We start from the raw sequence: 15,470 nt of genomic DNA, 5'->3' as shown, positions 1-15,470 counted from the left end.
GTTTACTTGAGCGCGATCACCGCTATTACTGCTTCATGATCAGAAGGATACAAGCCGTTGTATCTTCTGTTATCTACCTGATAACTGCTGACCTGCAAGTTTTTACTTACAAAAATAAAATCTATGGTTTGGCTTGGGCTAGTGGGGTCGCGGCCAAAGCCGTTAAAAGTACCAGCGTTTTGCGAAAGCTTCTGTGCCGCCACTAAGGCGCTGTCGTTTAAGCTTTTACTCAAAGCCTTGTAAGGCTCGCTGCTGGGCTCAACATTAAAATCGCCGGTCAGCAACACTTTGCTCTGTTTGGGTAATAGTTCCACCTCTTTAGCCAATAACACAGCACTTTGCAGCTGAGCCTGCTTTCCCATATGGTCAAAATGGGTATTAAAAAAGTAAAAGCTTTGGCCGGATTTCAGCGCTTTAAACTGGGTTTTGGTAAAAGTGCGGTTCAGGTTTGCATCCCAGCCTTTGGATATTTTTTCCGGAGTTTCTGACAGCCATAAGGTTTTGGCGGACAACAGCTGCAGCTTGTCTTTGCGATACAAAACGGCTGTGCTTTCGCCTTTGGTTTTACCATCGTCACGGCCTTCACCAAACCACTGATACTGCGGCAACATCGCCACTAAATCATGCACCTGAAACAGTTCGGCTTCTTGTAAGCCAATCAAGTCCGGTTGTTGGGTTTGAATTAAATGCGCCAGCAAAAACTTACGCTCTGGCCAATACTGCGGCGTACCTTCAGCTTCACAGAAGCCACACCTAATGTTATAGCTCATGAGTTTGAGTGATTCGGCAAACGCCAGTTGCGGCAACAGTAACAACGACAAAATAATCAGTAAAAACTTCATAAACTTAGCCTGTTCGATTGAAAAGAAGCGACGAGGTTAACTTAACAACTTTGCCGGATTATTAATTCGGAAGGCATCACCAAATCAGTGCCTAAATCGCCCGATAATAAAATACGGGCTGCAGTGCGGCCTTTTTCATCACTATGTTGGGCAATAGTCGTCAGGCTGGGGTAAAAACGTTCGGCTTCTTCAATACCGTCGAAGCCAACTACGACTAAATCGTCTGGTATGTTGATCCCTAGTTCACGCGCTACCGCCATGGCGGCCAGAGCAATACGGTCACTCATACACAGCAGCACGCTGGGTCTTGGGTATTGAGTCAGAGCTTCCCGGGCGGCTACTAAAGCAAAATGATGGGTATTCAGCGGAATGTGCCAGACCGCATCGGCTGGCAGCTCGCGGCCTTGCTCCTGCGCCGCGGCTAAATAACCATCTAAACGGCGACGGGAAATAGCTTGTTCTGTGCTGTACAGCTCATGCGGCTGAATACGGCAAACCCTATCCGATTCAATTAAACGCAAGCCCAGCACTGCCACTTTGCCCGGCATTTTTTTAAAGGCATGTTCAGCAATACGCTGGGCTGCGGCGTAGTTATCGACGTTGACCGACATCACAGTATCCAGATTACAATCCACTGTGATCAACGGCTTACCGCTTTTAATAATACGTTGTAACTGCTCAGGATTGCTGGGCGCACCATACAGGATAAAGGCATCCGGAACAGCTTCAGCACTGCTGCTGCTGGTGTTATGGCGGCCAGATAACAACAACATATCCATGCCGTGTTCCTGCAGCACTTCGGCTACACCTTTAATAAACTGGTTGGCAACAGGATCGCTGACTGAATACTCTAAAGTGTCCGACAATAACACCGCCACTATGCCGGAGCGGCCAGTACGCAAACTACGAGCAGCTGCGTTTGGGCCGTCATAACCCAATTCAGCGCATTGCAACAAAATACGTTGGCGTAATTCTGGGGAAAGTTGATCGGGTCTGTTGTAGGCATTGGAGACGGTAGCAACTGAAACCCCTAAGTAGGAAGCGACAGTTTTTAAATTCAGTTTTTTTGGTTTTTCAGTTGCCGACACAGCCATAACACCCTGTTTTAGTTCAGGCTTTATCATGCCTGTTCAGCCACGGAATTGCCAGTATCTACATCTGGTAATGTAAGGATGACTAAAAGCCCGGCACCCTGATTTTGCAGGCTTAAACTGCCGCCATGCGCTTCGGCTATATCGCGGCATAAAGTTAAACCTATGCCAGAGCCATTTTCCTTGCTGGTGTAAAAAGGCACCATAGCATGAGCTAAAGCTTCACTACTCATACCACCGCCAGCGTCCTGCAAACGAATAAGCAAGTGCTCAGGCAATTCGGTAAAACTCAACTGAATGTGCTCCGGTACAGAGCCGGATTCGTGGGCGTTTTTTAACAGGTTTAATAGCAACTGCGATAACTGCAGCGAGTCGGCCTGCCAGACTCGGCGCGGCAAATCGCCTAGCAGTTCAAAGTCGTATTGATCCTGTAGCTGATTAATCAACCGCGCCCACGGCACAGGAGCTAAGGCAGGTTTGGGTAATTTGGCAAACTGAATATAGGATTGCAAAAACTGATTTAAATGCTGCTGACGTTCACTGATGGTCTGGAAGATTTGTTGCAGCTGTTTATGCTGCAGCTCTGTGGCTACCAACTGGCCTGAGTACGCCAAAGAGGACAGAGGTGCCAGCGTATTATTCAGCTCATGCCCTATCACCCGCAGCAGTTTTTTCCAGGCTTTGACTTCTTCGCGATGAATTTCGCGGGTCATAGGTTTAAGTAAGTACAACTGGTGAGGTTTTTGATTCAGTGAAAAACTACTTACCGACAAATGCCAAATCGACACTGGTTCGCCCAAATGCAGTAAGCCTTGTTGTCCGCTTTGAATAGCCATGGACAGTTCAGGTAGTTTTGCCGTTAAATCTGAAAACAACAGTCCTTCAAACTTCTGCCCCTGATGCAATAAAACCCGGGCAGCCGGGTTGGTCATCAGCACCCGACCTGTCTGATCCGTTAACACCATAGCGCTTGGGCTGGATTGCAGCACAGTATCGAGCAGTAATTCACGTTGATACAAAGTGGCGCGCTCTTGCCTTAATTGCGCCGACATTTGCTGCAATACTTCAGCTAAAGGTTTTAACTCTCGTAACAGCTGGCGGTTAGCATCGACATTAAAACTGCCATCCTGCAAATTTTGTGCATGTAAATTCAGCGCTTCAATTTCTTGCAGTAAAGGCGTCAGGACAAAATGGAGCAGCAGCAACACCAGCAGATCAAAGCCAACAAAAATCCCGTACCATAGCGGCTCAGCGTCCAGAGAAGATAAAAGCAAAAAACCGGCACAAGCAAAGCCAGCACCAGTAGATATAAACGCCTGATCAGTTGCATAAGCTATTACGCAGGTTCAATGCCATAAAACTCCATTCGCCGGTACAAAGCCTGACGGCTTATACCCAATTGTTTAGCAGCTCGCGCTACGACCCCCTGAGCCTGCTGCAGCGCTTGTTCAATTTGTTGTTTATCTAAATCATCCAGAGCTTTTTTTGCTGAGCTTTGCTCCTGCGGCAAGGCCAAATCAGCAGCGTCGATTTCATCCGAGAGCGTGAGTAATAAAGCGCGCTGACATAAATTTTGCAGTTCGCGCACATTGCCTGGCCAGTGATAACTTTGCAGTGCCTGCTCTGCGGCTTTGGTCAAGCTTTTTTGCCCAGCTAAAAAATGCCGCGCCAAAGGCACTATATCGTCTACTCTGTCTTTCAGCGATGGTAAATGCAGCTGCACTACGTTGATGCGGTAATACAAATCCTGACGGAAAATTCCTGCGTTGATGGCTTTGGTTAAATCGGCATTGGTGGCGCTGATAATACGCACATCCACTTTGCGGGTCTGACTTGAGCCTAAACGTTCGAATTCACCGGTTTGTAACACCCGCAGTAACTTCATCTGGCCTGATAACGACAAGTTACCTATTTCATCCAGAAATAAAGTGCCACCATCTGCAGCCTCAAAGCGGCCTATCCGGGTTTTAGTGGCACCGCTGTAGGCTCCGGCTTCAGCACCAAATAGCTCAGCTTCCATTAAATCGGCAGGCAAGGCACCCATATTGACTTTGATCAACGGCTGCTGTTTACGGCTGGAATTGGCATGCAGCACCTGGGCTATACCTTCTTTACCCGCGCCATTTTCACCTGTAATCAAAACTGCTGCATTGCTCGGTGCCAGTTGCAACGCCATTTGTAGTAACTGCTCCATGGCGGTGCTGGCAAACACCAAACCACATAAATCTTTACCAGCAAACAGGCCTAATCGTTCCTGCTGCTTGCGCTCGGCTTTAAGGTTTTGTTCGGTCAGTTGTTTAATTTTCAGCGCATTAGCCACAGTGGTCAGTAAACGCTGATCATCCCAGGGTTTGGCGATATAGTCGGTGGCACCGGCTTTGACCAGTTCCACCACCATATCCAGATGTGTCCAGGCTGTGAGCAGCACTACGGGAATAGCAGGATAGTCGGAGCACAACTGATAAAACAGCTCTTTGCCTTGGGCGCCACTCATCTCGCCCTGAGCAAAGTTCATATCCTGCAAAATCAAATCGATAGATTGCTGCTGCAAAATGCTTTTGGCCAGAGCCGGATGCTGCGCAATAAACACCTGATAACCCTGCAACTGAAACAGGGTCATCAGGGCGGTACAGACCGCCTCGTTATCATCGATGACCAGTATTTTTTTCATTTTTTTATAGTACTTACAAAGTCTTAGTTGCTGTCGCTGGTGAAATTCTGGTTGCTATTCTCGCAGGATACCATGTGGCCAGCGTGACACAAAGTATCAGTAGCGCAGTGGTCAGAAGTGGCAGCCAGACCGGTACTGCCGGGATGCTAATCACCTTAGCCAGGCTGATATTTAAGCCATAACAGACCAGAACCCCAAAGCCTGCACCTATGGCTGTGGTGAGCCAGCTCTCGCTTAACACATCCAGCAATACACGAGCTTTACTGGCACCTAAGGCTCGTTTAATACCCACTTCTTTTTGCATTTGCAGCGCGTGAAAGTGGGCGTGGCTGTAGGCAGAAATCATGGCCACTAAAAGCATCAAGCCACTTAATACCGCTAATAAGGTGGCTAAGCCAATTTCAGAACGAAATACGTCGTCACGGTTTTCGTCCATCCGCAGTACAGTGCCAATATCTATTTCTGGTTCAGCATTTCTGATCACATCAGTCAGTTGAGCGCGCACAGCTTCAGACTGGCCCTCCTCAACCCGAACCAGCAAATGATACCCCCTATCAACGCCTTCTAAAGGAACAAAGTTGATCGCTGCAAACAGTGGATCGCTAGCGTAACGCTGTGAAAAAAAGTCAGACACAACACCGACCACCGTACCTTGATTGGTGACTCTCCCAAGAGGGTTTTGTTCTAAAAACAATTGCTTAGCTAGTTTTTCAGTCAATACAATATTTTCAGAACCTATATCCAAATCTGTGAGTTCTCTACCTACAACTAAATTAACACCCAACACCAGAAAAATCTGTCCTCCACTATTGTAATAAGGTACTGAATTAACATTGCTCTCGTCTTCACGTTCTATTTCAAAAATATTAGAGTTTCTCCCACCCTGTCGCAGAGGAATCTGGTTAGTAAATTCAGCTGCTGCAACACCCGGAATTTGTCGTATTGCGGCTAATTGCCTACTCACTACTTCTGATAAAGCAGGTTGAACGCGCATCGCTGTGTTGGTTGGTTTTACCCGTACCGTGAGAATTTGTTCTAAAGCCAAGCCTGTAGGCTGTTCCACGAGCTCTTTTGCGGCGCTTGCCAGCAACAAGGCGTTGACAACCAAACCCAAAGTCACAGCCAATTGCAGTAACAACAGAGCTGTCACCACTTTGCGACGCAATAAGGATTTAATAATTAAATGAACTGACATAGAGCGCTCCTTATTGTTTTAACTGTTGATTCAGCGGGCTGAATGAGGTTTTTAAAGCAGGATACAAGGTCACCAGATAACTAATCAGCAACACGACAAGCGCCATCACACTCAGCATTTGCCAATCCCAATTAGCCAAGGCCCGGGTACCTGGTAATAACGAATTGATAGTCCATAACCCCAACTGCGCGAACAGCAGCGCCACAGCAAAAGCTAAAGCAGAACTTAATAACACGTCTGCCAGAATTTGGCCTTGTAACTGCCAGCGGCTGGCGCCTAAAGCACGGCGTAAACTGAATTCATACTGGTTCGCCATATAACGGTTCAGTGATAAATGACTAGCGTTCACTACACAAACCAGCAAAAACAATGAAGCCACTAAAGCAAATGCATCCAGTTGCTCATTAGTTGCCTGCATAGCTTTTTGTACGTCCAGAATATTATCCAGCTTATTGCCTTCGGGGCGGGTATGACGGCCTGCAGCTTTTTCATCAGCCACCAGATTTTTCAAATACTGTTGATACTGCTCTACTTTTTCAGGGCTATCTAATTGCACCCAAAACTGCAGCTGATTTACAAAGTTGGTTCTGGCCATTTGCGGGTAGGTGGCCATATTGCCGTCCCACTCCACATTAAAATAGCGATTTTGAGTATTAGACTGAAAGGCTAAATCGTAGGCTGTTTCCAGTGGCAGATAAATATCCTCAGCAGGTTCAGCAGAACGACGACCATTGACGTCATACAAACGTGGCAACATGGACCAGTCGTTCAGCACGCCAATAATTTTATACAGCTTGTCATCAATCAGCATCTCCTGCCCAACTACATCAGTGCGACTAAAAAACTTCAACGCAGTGTTTTTACTGATCACTACTTCCATTCTCGCTTTATTGTCTGGCCAGGCTTCGCCATGTAAAAAGGGCACATTAAACAGCTTGAAAAAATCACGCTGCGTGACCCGCAATTCCACCTTGCTGGGTGTCGCTTGCTGATTCTCCACTGTTTTGGCATAAGCATCGCTGGAGAACATCGCCGCTTCGGCTGAGGGTATACCGCTACCACTCATTTTCTGCATATCCATGTAACTCATCACTCGAGGCGGCTCAAAACAGTCAGTGCAATCGCCAGGTGTAGAGTTGATACGAGCCATAAACAAGGTGGCACTTTTTTCAGGAATGGGGTCGCGGTTCATCCAGTAATACAAAGTGGCGTTACTGAAAAAAGTACCTAAACCTAAACTTAAAATCAGCAGGGTTAAGGCATAAGGTAAAGGGGCTCTTTTAATGCTGAACCAGCTCAGCTTCAGGTTATGTACTAAGGCTTCCATCTTAAGCTCCTGCCGCTGTTAAAGGTACGTATCCCAGTGGTTCATATAAAGTCGCGTCATTGAGCTGTCCATCGACAATCTGAATATGGCGGTTAGCACGGCGGGCCTGATCCGGGTCGTGTGTCACCATCAAAATGGTGCAGCCTTGCTGATTGATTTTTTCCAGCAGTTCCATCACCTGACGCGCCATTAACGAATCCAGGTTGCCTGTTGGTTCATCCGCCAGCAGAATACGTGGCTCACCGGCAATAGCGCGGGCTATAGCGACACGCTGCTGCTGACCACCAGACAGCTGGCTTGGATGATAATCACGACGTGCAGCTAAACCTACAGTTTCCAACGCTTGCTCCACCCGGCGTTTACGCTCAGCAGCACTAAAACCACGATAGCGCAGCGGCAGTTCGATATTGTCAAACAAGCTAAAATCTTTAATCAGGTTAAAGCCCTGAAATATAAAACCTATTTTTTCATTGCGAAGGGCTGACAATTCCCGGTCAGATAAACCTTTGACCGAGCGGCCATCCAGCAAATAATCGCCCTGATCAAAACTTTCTAACGTACCCAGCACATTCAGCAAGGTCGATTTACCAGAACCTGAAGGGCCCGTTAACGCAGCGAATTCGCCTTCATTCACCTGCAGATTAATCTGCCGCAGCGCATGGGTTTCAATTAAATCAGTGCGGAAAATTTTGCTTAAGTTATTAATTTTAATCATGGTTTTCTCCTGTAGGGCCCAAGCCCTCAATTCCTGTGAAAGCCTTAGTTCAATTGAACTCTGTCTTGTTGTTTAAATTCATCCAGATTAGAGATCACCCATTGGTCTCCCTCTTTGGCACCTTGTAAAATTTCGACGTACTGCACTGAGGATGCACCCAATACCACAGGGGTTTTCACCGCCAGATTATTGGTCACCTGATAAGCGATACGACTGGCACCTGAGCCAACAAAGTCACCACGTTTAATGCGCAAGACATTGTCTTTTTGCTCAATAATGACGCGGGCTGATAAACGTTGGTTCTGGCGTAAACTGGTGCTGTCGTTCTGCGAGAAACGCACTCGGGCTGTAACTAAATTGTCTTTGACTTCAGGTGCTATATGGCTCAGCTCACCTTTGAGTTGCTGATTGCCTAAATTCACTTCCACCGGCATACCCACAGCTAAATCGCGGATATAACTCTCCTGTACTGAAAGCTCGGCTTCATAGCGGCTTAAATCGATCACGGTCAGTAAACCTGTGCCTGCCAGTACATGACTTTGCTGCTCTACCAGCCAGTTACCGACCTGGCCTGTGACCGGTGCTTTAATTTGTAAAGCGGCCAGTTTTCTGTCCAGTTCAGCCACTACTAAAGCCTGACGAGCTAAGGCGGACTGACCCGACTTTTTTTCAAAATTCAGCTTATCTGATGCCAGGGCCACTTTACGTTTGGCGTGATCAAACTCCAGTTCAGCCTGCAATAGCTTGTCTTTGGCGACGTCATAATCCAGTTGGCGAATCACCCCTACTTTGATGGATTGTTCAGCACGTGCCAGCTCGCGCTTCGCCGCCACTAAGTTGACCTGAGCTGTGTTTTGCACTTGTTCCATATCCAGTTGCAGCTCACGGGCTAATAAAGTGGAACGCTCAAAATCAGATTCCATACTGGCCAGCAAAGCGCGTTGTTGCTCCAGTTCATTATCCAAAGCCGGACTGGACACCACAGCCAATAAATCACCTAATTGCACAGCTTCGCCAGGTTGCTTCAGATACTGCACCTGCCCTGCTTCCTGACTAAACAAAGTAGGCGCATTAGCCGCAACCACTCTGCCCTGCACTGATAAATCACGGGTAAAGCTGCCGCGCTCTACTATGGCCAGTTGCACCTGATCTTTAGGCAAGACTAAAGAAGCCTGAGCCGAGCTGGCGGCCAACAGGCTATAACTGATATAACAAACACCAGCCATAAACAAAGTGGCCAACACAGGACGACGCCATTGCCTTGCTTTGGTCGGTTGGATTTGGATATCCTGATTTTCTGTACCCTGGATCATCTTGCTTCTCCGTCATCTGATTAACCAGACATAGCAGGGAACGTGCCAGCACAGAAAATAGAAGTAAACCTTTGTTTTATAAACAAATATCAATAAAGCACTTACTAACTAAAAACTGTCCGCGGACAGAAAAAGTGTCCGCAAACTTCAGCCGGACAACGGACATGTCGTCATCAAGGAGTAAAAATGCATTATTTACTGCAGTATCAAACCTCAGCAGATTATCTGGAAAAACGCAGCTTATTCAGAGCAGAACATTTACAGCTGGCCTGGTGGGCCGCGGAGCGGGGAGAATTGATATTAGGTGGTGCAGTGGGCGAGCCGATCGAAAGCGCGTTATTGCTGTTTAATGTCTCCGATCCAGCAAAGGTGAAGGCCTTTGCCGAATCGGATCCTTATGTCATTCATGGCTTAGTCAGTAGCTACCGTATTCTGCCATGGCATACAGTGGTAGGCCATGACGCAGCAACACCAATCCGTTAAGCTATTTTTTCTGCCACTGGCCGTTTAGCTGGATAAACTGGCCGGGTTCGGTCTTTTCTATGGCCTTTTTGCCTGCGATAGCTTCAACGTCAGCTAGCTGAATACCGTTTTTAGCGGCCAGTTTCTGATATTCAGCTTTGCGGGCCTGGTTAATTAAGTCGGCAATTTCTTTGGCTTGCGCTGATGAGCTCACCACGCCTAAATACCCATTGGGTTGTTCGCCAACCAAACCCTGAGTTTTGGCAGAGCCTAAGGCCGACATGGCTTGCTGTAAATCCATCGCCAGCACTGGCAAACTGATCGCAAATAAAGCTGACAGCACGAATTTATGTATAGTTTTCATCTTGGTGCTCCTTAGAATAAACCACTGGAATCACTGATCAGTTCGTCCAGTTCTTTGTCCACTTTAATCAAAATTTCATGCTGAATTTTGACATTCAAATTGATATTGATTGGCTCATTTGGCATAGCCACCTGCACCGTTGGGGTACAGGCTGCAGTGATTAAGATGGCCAAACCAAGGCTCAGGCCTTGTGCCGCCAACCGCTTTTGACTAGCAGCCTTTGGCTGGGAAAATTGTCTATCCTGCCCATATCGCATTGTTACTCCTTGCGGGCGTCTTTGGCTTTTTGGGCTGCCAGACGCTGTTGAACCCGTTTTTTCACTAACTCGCTGACCTGACCGCTCAACTGTAGGCTGGTAATCATGGCCGGTAAATTCTCTTCTAAATTAATACTGAAATTAACAGCCCGGCCTTTTTCAAAATCCGGATTATTGCCTTCCAATTTCAAAGCCAATAACAGCTGGCCTTCTTTGCTGTAACTGACTCCGGCCGACAGCACTGAAAAATGAAAATTCTGCAGCGCCTGCATCACAATCTTCATGCCCTGATTCGATGCGGCCATAGCCTGAGCTTTTTGCGACTGATAGGCAATTTTTCCACCAGGCTCTAAGGCGGCAACAGAGCCTTGAGCCACCGTCAGCTTGCCTTGTTCTATACTCAGAGGCAAAGTACCAGATAGAGTTCCTTGCCCTGTCATATCGGCGCTGGGGTGCTGCTTCAGTAACTCTGCTAATTGCAGTTTATCCATTTGCAGCAATACTTTAGCATCTTTACTGAAATCAATTTGCTGCTGCGCAGCTTTTACCTGACCACCAAATAAAGCCAATTGCAACTGCTTCAGGTCTAACTGACCTTTGAACCAATCCGGCGCTGTTGTTTGGTACTGCGCATTCAGCTGCAAAGGCCCCATCACCAGACCGTGGTTAAGCTGTTGTAGCTTCAGATCCCCAGTCTCTACTTTCCAGACCATACCTTGGCTGAACAACTTCAGTGTGGTGGTTAAACCTGTAAATACAGTTCTGTCATAAATGCCGCTTAAATCCCGCAGCTCCAGTTCTGTATGCTGTTTGGTCAGCGCCATGCTGCTTAGGTCAAACTCCAGCTGCCCTTTGCCTGAGGCTTTGCCTTTTTGTAGCGTCAGCAGTTCAGGCCAAAAAGGTCCGACGTGCAGCGGGTTACCGGCCAGAAAAAACAGCTCTGGCAAAGTCCAGCTGGCACTGACTTTTTGCTCTGCCATTTGTATTTTATGCTCAAGCGCAAGAGATAAACTATTCGCTAACCGACCTTCGAGTTGAACTTGTTGCTGTTGATACAACAGAGTTCCGGCCCAACTCCAGTCCAGTGTGTTGAGTTGTGGATGCTGCAGCTGCTTTACTTCAAATTGCAGATCGCTTTTCAGCTGCGAATTGGCCAACTGCGTTGGATTCAATTCCAGCTGCAAGGAAGTTGCATTCAGCATCAACTGCTGTACTTGCAAGTCAGGTTGCTGATAACTGGTGGTCAGCTGCAAAGGTTCGGTGGCTTCAAATTGCAGCAGGTTGTTTTGCCAGACGGCTCGACCGCTGAGCTTTAAATCCAGATCAGAGAGCTTATGCTGCTGCCAATTAAGCTTGCTGCTTGCAAGGCTCAGTTCAAACTGTGGAATTTGCAGTTGTTCAGCACTTGGTGTGATCAAAGCTTTAATGGCCAGCTTTGCATCGCCTACACCTTCAATAAAGATGGCCTGTTGATTCGCCAGTTGCAGTTGTATCTGCTGGTTTTGTTCGCTGTAGGTTAAAGCGCCAATGAGCTTGCAGTCGTTATTTTCAGTGCTGTTGCTGAGCTTAGTATTTAAGCGGGCACAAGGCAGCGAGACTTCTATCTGCTCGAAGGACAACACCTTCGGCAACCAGAGCGGTAATGTGGGTACTGCAGGCGCAGCTTCTTGCTCTGTTTCGCTGGATACGGCCAGTTGCACATCCAATTGGGCTTTTAGCGATTTCGCTTTGAGCACATCCAAAGGCCAGGGCCAGCCGGTCCAACCGAGTTCTAATTGTTCCAATTGTACCTGCTGCTGGCCAGAGAACGGCAGTTGCAAGGACAACTGCTCCACACGCGCCGAGCCCCATGACCATTCCAAACCTTGCCACTTTGGACTGAGTTGAGTCCACCAGAACTGCAACTGAATGAAAGCAAATACGCAGCCTGCCAGCAGTAATAACAGCAGGTTCCATTTTAACCAGGAGGTCGATTTCTTTATGCCAGAAGCAGCTTCGCCACTTGATATCCTCTTTGCTTGTCAGAACTTTAAGCCAGACAGGCTGAATTATGAATGAATTCAGTATCCTGTGTTGGAGATAAATAGCGGCAAAAGTACTTTTATCGAACCCCGCACCGCCTCATTGTATAGCTTTGTTACATAGTTGTATCTTTTTAACCCCTGCGAAACGTGTTTTAATCGGGCCACTTACACGGAGGGACTTATGCACAAATCTAAACTGGCACTAGCCATAGCTTTTGCCTTTACCTTAGCCGCTTGCGGCACTCAGACTCAAACAAATTTACCTGCTGGTGTGACATTAGTTGATCAGTCCAAACCGCAGCAAGGCATTCATATTCCTTATAAAAAGTATCAGTTGGACAATGGTTTGACTGTGATAGTGCATGAGGATAACTCAGACCCACTGGTGCATGTAGATGTGACCTATCATGTGGGGTCGGCCCGCGAAGAGTTAGGTAAATCAGGTTTTGCCCACTTTTTCGAGCATATGATGTTTCAGGGATCTGAAAACGTTGGTGACGAACAACATTTTAAAATCATTACCGAAGCTGGCGGCACTTTAAACGGTACCACTAACTCAGACCGTACCAATTACTTTGAAACAGTACCTGTCAATCAAGTAGAAAAAATGCTTTGGTTAGAAGCAGACCGGATGGGCTTTTTACTGGACGCTGTGACAGAAAAGAAGTTTGAAGTACAACGTGAAACCGTGAAAAACGAACGGGGTCAGAGGGTAGACAACCAACCCTATGGCCGTTTAAACGAGAGAGTCTCTCAAGCTTTATATCCGGATGGTCATCCCTACTCCTGGCCAGTGATTGGTTACATGGACGATTTAAACCGCGCTAACGTCAATGACGTCAAAGCCTTCTTCCTGCGCTGGTATGGCCCCAATAATGCCACTTTAACCATAGGTGGAGCGGTAAAAGCTGAAGATATGTTACCTCTGGTGCAAAAGTATTTTGGCTCTATTCCACGTGGCCCTGAAGTAACGGATGCAGCTAAAACGTTCGTGAAGCTACCGGAAACCCGTTATATCTCGATGGAAGACAATGTGCATTTACCGCTGGTCTACATTGCGTATCCAACAGCTTATGCCACTCATAAAGACGAAGCCGCATTGGATATTTTGTCGGAAATTTTAGGCGGCGGTAATAACTCGCTGCTGTACAAAAATCTGGTGAAAAATCAGCTGGCGGTGCAGGCCGCTGTATCGCACCCCTGTCGTGAGCTGGCCTGTGAATTTTCTTTATATGCCCTGCCTCATCCGGCCTCAGGCAAAACTCTGGCCGATATAGAGCAAGTGATCCGCGCCAGCCTGACCGAATTTGAACAGCGTGGCGTCACAGACGACGATTTGTTAAAAGTAAAAGCCAAGATAGAAGCCAGTAGTATTTTTGGCCTGCAAAGTGTGTCCGGTAAAGTCAGTCAGTTGGCGGCAAGCCAAACCTTCCAGGGCAAACCAGATACCATTGCGGACGATATAGCCCGTTACAATGCGGTAACCAAAGAAGACGTAATGCGGGTGTACAACACCTACATTAAAAATCAACATTCTGTGGTGATGAGCGTGGTGCCAAAAGGCCAGAAGCAACTGATCGCCAAAGCAGATAATTTCACACCGGTAAAACACGACTTTGGCGGCCCATCAAAAACCAGAGCTGAAGATTTACAAGTACGTAAAGCAGTGGACACTTTTGACCGCAGTAAACAACCTATGGCTGGCGTGAACCCAGCTGTGGAATTGCCAGCCACCTGGAGCATGGATTTAGGTAACGGCATCAAGGTATTAGGCAGCCAAAGCACAGAAACACCGACCACTTCGTTATTGCTGAAAATCCCGGTCGGCAGCTATTACGAAACGGCTGATAAAGCAGGTATCAGTGCTTTACTGGCGGCCATTCTGAATGAAAGCACACAAAACTACAGCACGGAGCAAATGAGCCTGGAGCTGGAAAAGCTGGGTAGTAGCATCAGCATCAGTTCTGGCGATAGTTACATCGATGTGTTTGTCTCCAGCCTCAGCAAAAACCTGCCACAAACCTTAAGGCTGCTGGAGGAAAAGTTACGTAATCCAGCCTTTAAAGCCGAAGACTTCAGTCGCCTGCAACAGCAAACCTTGCAGGGTATTCAGCACAGCGCCACTAATCCGGCTTATATAGCGGCAACGGCTTACAACAAACTAATGTTTGATGGCAGTATCGCGGCTTTACCTAATGAAGGCACGCTGGAATCTGTCAGCAAACTGACGTTGGATGATATGAAAAACTGGTATCAAACCTACTTCAAGCCAGCCGGTGGTCAGCTGATTGTGGTATCGGATTTAGCTCAGGATAAAGTCGCTGCAGAGTTAAAAACTCAGTTGACTGACTGGCAAGGTAAAGGTCCGGCTGTTCAGATCAATACAGGCCAGATGAAAGCCAAGCCTGGCACTATTTATTTGCTGGATAAACCTAACGCCCCCCAGTCTGAAATTCGTATTGGTAAGCGTTCACTGACCCAGGACATTACTGGCGAGTTTTATCAGGCAAGCCTGATGAACTTTGTGTTAGGCGGTACCTTTAACAGCCGCATTAACCTGAATCTGCGTGAAGACAAAGGCTACACCTACGGCGCCCGCGCCAGCTTTATCGCCGACAAGTTTGCAGGTACTTACACTGCTTCTGCGGCTGTGCGTGCCGATGCCACGGCTGATTCTATTCGTCAATTTATCAATGAACTGGATGCTTTCCAGCAAAAAGGTATTGCCGATGATGAACTGTCTTTTATGCGTCAGGCCATTAATCAGTCGGATGCACTAAAATACGAAACGCCCAATGCTAAGTTAGGCTTTATGGCACAAATTCTGGAATTTAACTTAACGCCTGATTTTGTCCGTGAACGTAATCAGATTGTGTCTGGTATCAGTAAAGAGCAAATTAACGCTTTGGCTGCCAAACATTTAAACACCAAAGAGATGGCTATTCTGGTGGTGGGGGATGCGAAAAGCTTAACACCAGAGCTGGAGAAACTGGGTTACCCGGTAGAAAAAATCAGTCTCTGATCGAGTTTATGTAGAGATGGCCACCCTAAGGTGGCCTTATTTTCCTCCAACAACGCTGCCAGACTTTGTGATAACGCTTAACATTCCTGTCATTTGGTTACAAATTTAATCTATTTTCCGATAGGTGAAAGCGCTTTTGCTCGCTACACTATGACAAGGTTTTTTGCGTCTTTGCTACTGTTCCAAC

General features: G+C 47.2%; 13 protein-coding genes. 2 read left to right on the top strand and 11 right to left on the bottom strand.

The genetic code is table 11. From position 1 onward, the window contains the following. Positions 1 to 2: 2 nt before the first annotated feature. The 8 genes from WH43_RS14945 to WH43_RS14910 form a co-directional block, all read right to left on the bottom strand. Complete coding sequence (locus WH43_RS14945; RefSeq protein ID WP_053425395.1) at positions 3 to 842, bottom strand: endonuclease/exonuclease/phosphatase family protein; 840 nt, start codon at positions 840 to 842, stop codon at positions 3 to 5. 41 nt (positions 843 to 883) lie between these two features. Next, positions 884 to 1,936, bottom strand: a complete 1,053-nt coding sequence (locus tag WH43_RS14940; protein ID WP_053425559.1) for a LacI family DNA-binding transcriptional regulator — start codon at positions 1,934 to 1,936, stop codon at positions 884 to 886. Positions 1,937 to 1,962: 26 nt separating this feature from the next. Beyond that, positions 1,963 to 3,207: a sensor histidine kinase gene (locus WH43_RS14935; protein WP_286049791.1), complete on the bottom strand. Its 1,245-nt coding sequence runs from the start codon at positions 3,205 to 3,207 to the stop codon at positions 1,963 to 1,965. Between the two features lie 62 nt (positions 3,208 to 3,269). Continuing rightward, entirely contained in the window at positions 3,270 to 4,604 is a 1,335-nt protein-coding gene (locus WH43_RS14930; protein ID WP_053425394.1) for a sigma-54-dependent transcriptional regulator, read from the bottom strand. Between the two features lie 13 nt (positions 4,605 to 4,617). Continuing rightward, positions 4,618 to 5,799 carry an FtsX-like permease family protein gene (locus tag WH43_RS14925; protein ID WP_053425393.1) on the bottom strand — a complete coding sequence of 394 codons (1,182 nt, stop codon included), beginning with the start codon at positions 5,797 to 5,799 and terminating at the stop codon, positions 4,618 to 4,620. Positions 5,800 to 5,809: 10 nt separating this feature from the next. After that, positions 5,810 to 7,126, bottom strand: a complete 1,317-nt coding sequence (locus tag WH43_RS14920) for an ABC transporter permease (protein WP_053425392.1) — start codon at positions 7,124 to 7,126, stop codon at positions 5,810 to 5,812. 1 nt (position 7,127) lies between these two features. Continuing rightward, positions 7,128 to 7,841 carry an ABC transporter ATP-binding protein gene (locus tag WH43_RS14915; RefSeq protein WP_053425391.1) on the bottom strand — a complete coding sequence of 238 codons (714 nt, stop codon included), beginning with the start codon at positions 7,839 to 7,841 and terminating at the stop codon, positions 7,128 to 7,130. 44 nt (positions 7,842 to 7,885) lie between these two features. Continuing rightward, complete coding sequence (locus tag WH43_RS14910) at positions 7,886 to 9,154, bottom strand: efflux RND transporter periplasmic adaptor subunit (RefSeq protein ID WP_053425390.1); 1,269 nt, start codon at positions 9,152 to 9,154, stop codon at positions 7,886 to 7,888. Between the two features lie 186 nt (positions 9,155 to 9,340). On the opposite strand from WH43_RS14910, the gene WH43_RS14905 reads away from it, so the two are divergent. Then, entirely contained in the window at positions 9,341 to 9,637 is a 297-nt protein-coding gene (locus WH43_RS14905) for a YciI-like protein (RefSeq protein ID WP_053425389.1), read from the top strand. Between the two features lies 1 nt (position 9,638). Here WH43_RS14905 and WH43_RS14900 read toward each other — a convergent pair whose 3' ends face one another. The 3 genes from WH43_RS14900 to WH43_RS14890 are packed head-to-tail and all read right to left on the bottom strand — an operon-like array spanning position 9,639 to position 12,099. After that, positions 9,639 to 9,980, bottom strand: coding sequence for a YdbL family probable chaperone protein (locus tag WH43_RS14900; RefSeq protein WP_053425388.1), 342 nt, complete (start codon positions 9,978 to 9,980; stop codon positions 9,639 to 9,641). Between the two features lie 11 nt (positions 9,981 to 9,991). Further along, on the bottom strand, positions 9,992 to 10,237 hold the full coding sequence (locus tag WH43_RS14895) for a YnbE family lipoprotein (RefSeq protein ID WP_053425387.1): 246 nt from the start codon (positions 10,235 to 10,237) through the stop codon (positions 9,992 to 9,994). A gap of 2 nt (positions 10,238 to 10,239) precedes the next feature. After that, positions 10,240 to 12,099: an intermembrane phospholipid transport YdbH family protein gene (locus WH43_RS14890; protein WP_152342874.1), complete on the bottom strand. Its 1,860-nt coding sequence runs from the start codon at positions 12,097 to 12,099 to the stop codon at positions 10,240 to 10,242. Positions 12,100 to 12,442: 343 nt separating this feature from the next. Here WH43_RS14890 and WH43_RS14885 point away from each other — a divergent pair, with 343 nt between their 5' ends. Further along, positions 12,443 to 15,283 carry a M16 family metallopeptidase gene (locus tag WH43_RS14885; protein WP_053425385.1) on the top strand — a complete coding sequence of 947 codons (2,841 nt, stop codon included), beginning with the start codon at positions 12,443 to 12,445 and terminating at the stop codon, positions 15,281 to 15,283. The last annotated feature ends 187 nt before the right edge of the window (positions 15,284 to 15,470 follow it).

Source organism: Rheinheimera sp. KL1 (assembly GCF_001275035.1).
Lineage (GTDB): Bacteria > Pseudomonadota > Gammaproteobacteria > Enterobacterales > Alteromonadaceae > Pararheinheimera > Pararheinheimera tangshanensis.
Note: the sequence above shows the minus strand (reverse complement) of the source record. Positions and strands in the feature narration are given on the sequence as shown.

Excerpts from the sequence above, each read along its gene's own strand:
- WH43_RS14945 (WP_053425395.1), bottom strand. The coding sequence starts at position 842 with ATGAAGTTTTTACTGATTATTTTGTCGTTGTTACTGTTGCCGCAACTG.
- WH43_RS14940 (WP_053425559.1), bottom strand. The coding sequence starts at position 1,936 with ATGGCTGTGTCGGCAACTGAAAAACCAAAAAAACTGAATTTAAAAACT.
- WH43_RS14930 (WP_053425394.1), bottom strand. The coding sequence starts at position 4,604 with ATGAAAAAAATACTGGTCATCGATGATAACGAGGCGGTCTGTACCGCC.
- WH43_RS14925 (WP_053425393.1), bottom strand. The coding sequence starts at position 5,799 with ATGTCAGTTCATTTAATTATTAAATCCTTATTGCGTCGCAAAGTGGTG.
- WH43_RS14920 (WP_053425392.1), bottom strand. The coding sequence starts at position 7,126 with ATGGAAGCCTTAGTACATAACCTGAAGCTGAGCTGGTTCAGCATTAAA.
- WH43_RS14915 (WP_053425391.1), bottom strand. The coding sequence starts at position 7,841 with ATGATTAAAATTAATAACTTAAGCAAAATTTTCCGCACTGATTTAATT.
- WH43_RS14910 (WP_053425390.1), bottom strand. The coding sequence starts at position 9,154 with ATGATCCAGGGTACAGAAAATCAGGATATCCAAATCCAACCGACCAAA.
- WH43_RS14905 (WP_053425389.1), top strand. The coding sequence starts at position 9,341 with ATGCATTATTTACTGCAGTATCAAACCTCAGCAGATTATCTGGAAAAA.
- WH43_RS14900 (WP_053425388.1), bottom strand. The coding sequence starts at position 9,980 with ATGAAAACTATACATAAATTCGTGCTGTCAGCTTTATTTGCGATCAGT.
- WH43_RS14895 (WP_053425387.1), bottom strand. The coding sequence starts at position 10,237 with ATGCGATATGGGCAGGATAGACAATTTTCCCAGCCAAAGGCTGCTAGT.
- WH43_RS14885 (WP_053425385.1), top strand. The coding sequence starts at position 12,443 with ATGCACAAATCTAAACTGGCACTAGCCATAGCTTTTGCCTTTACCTTA.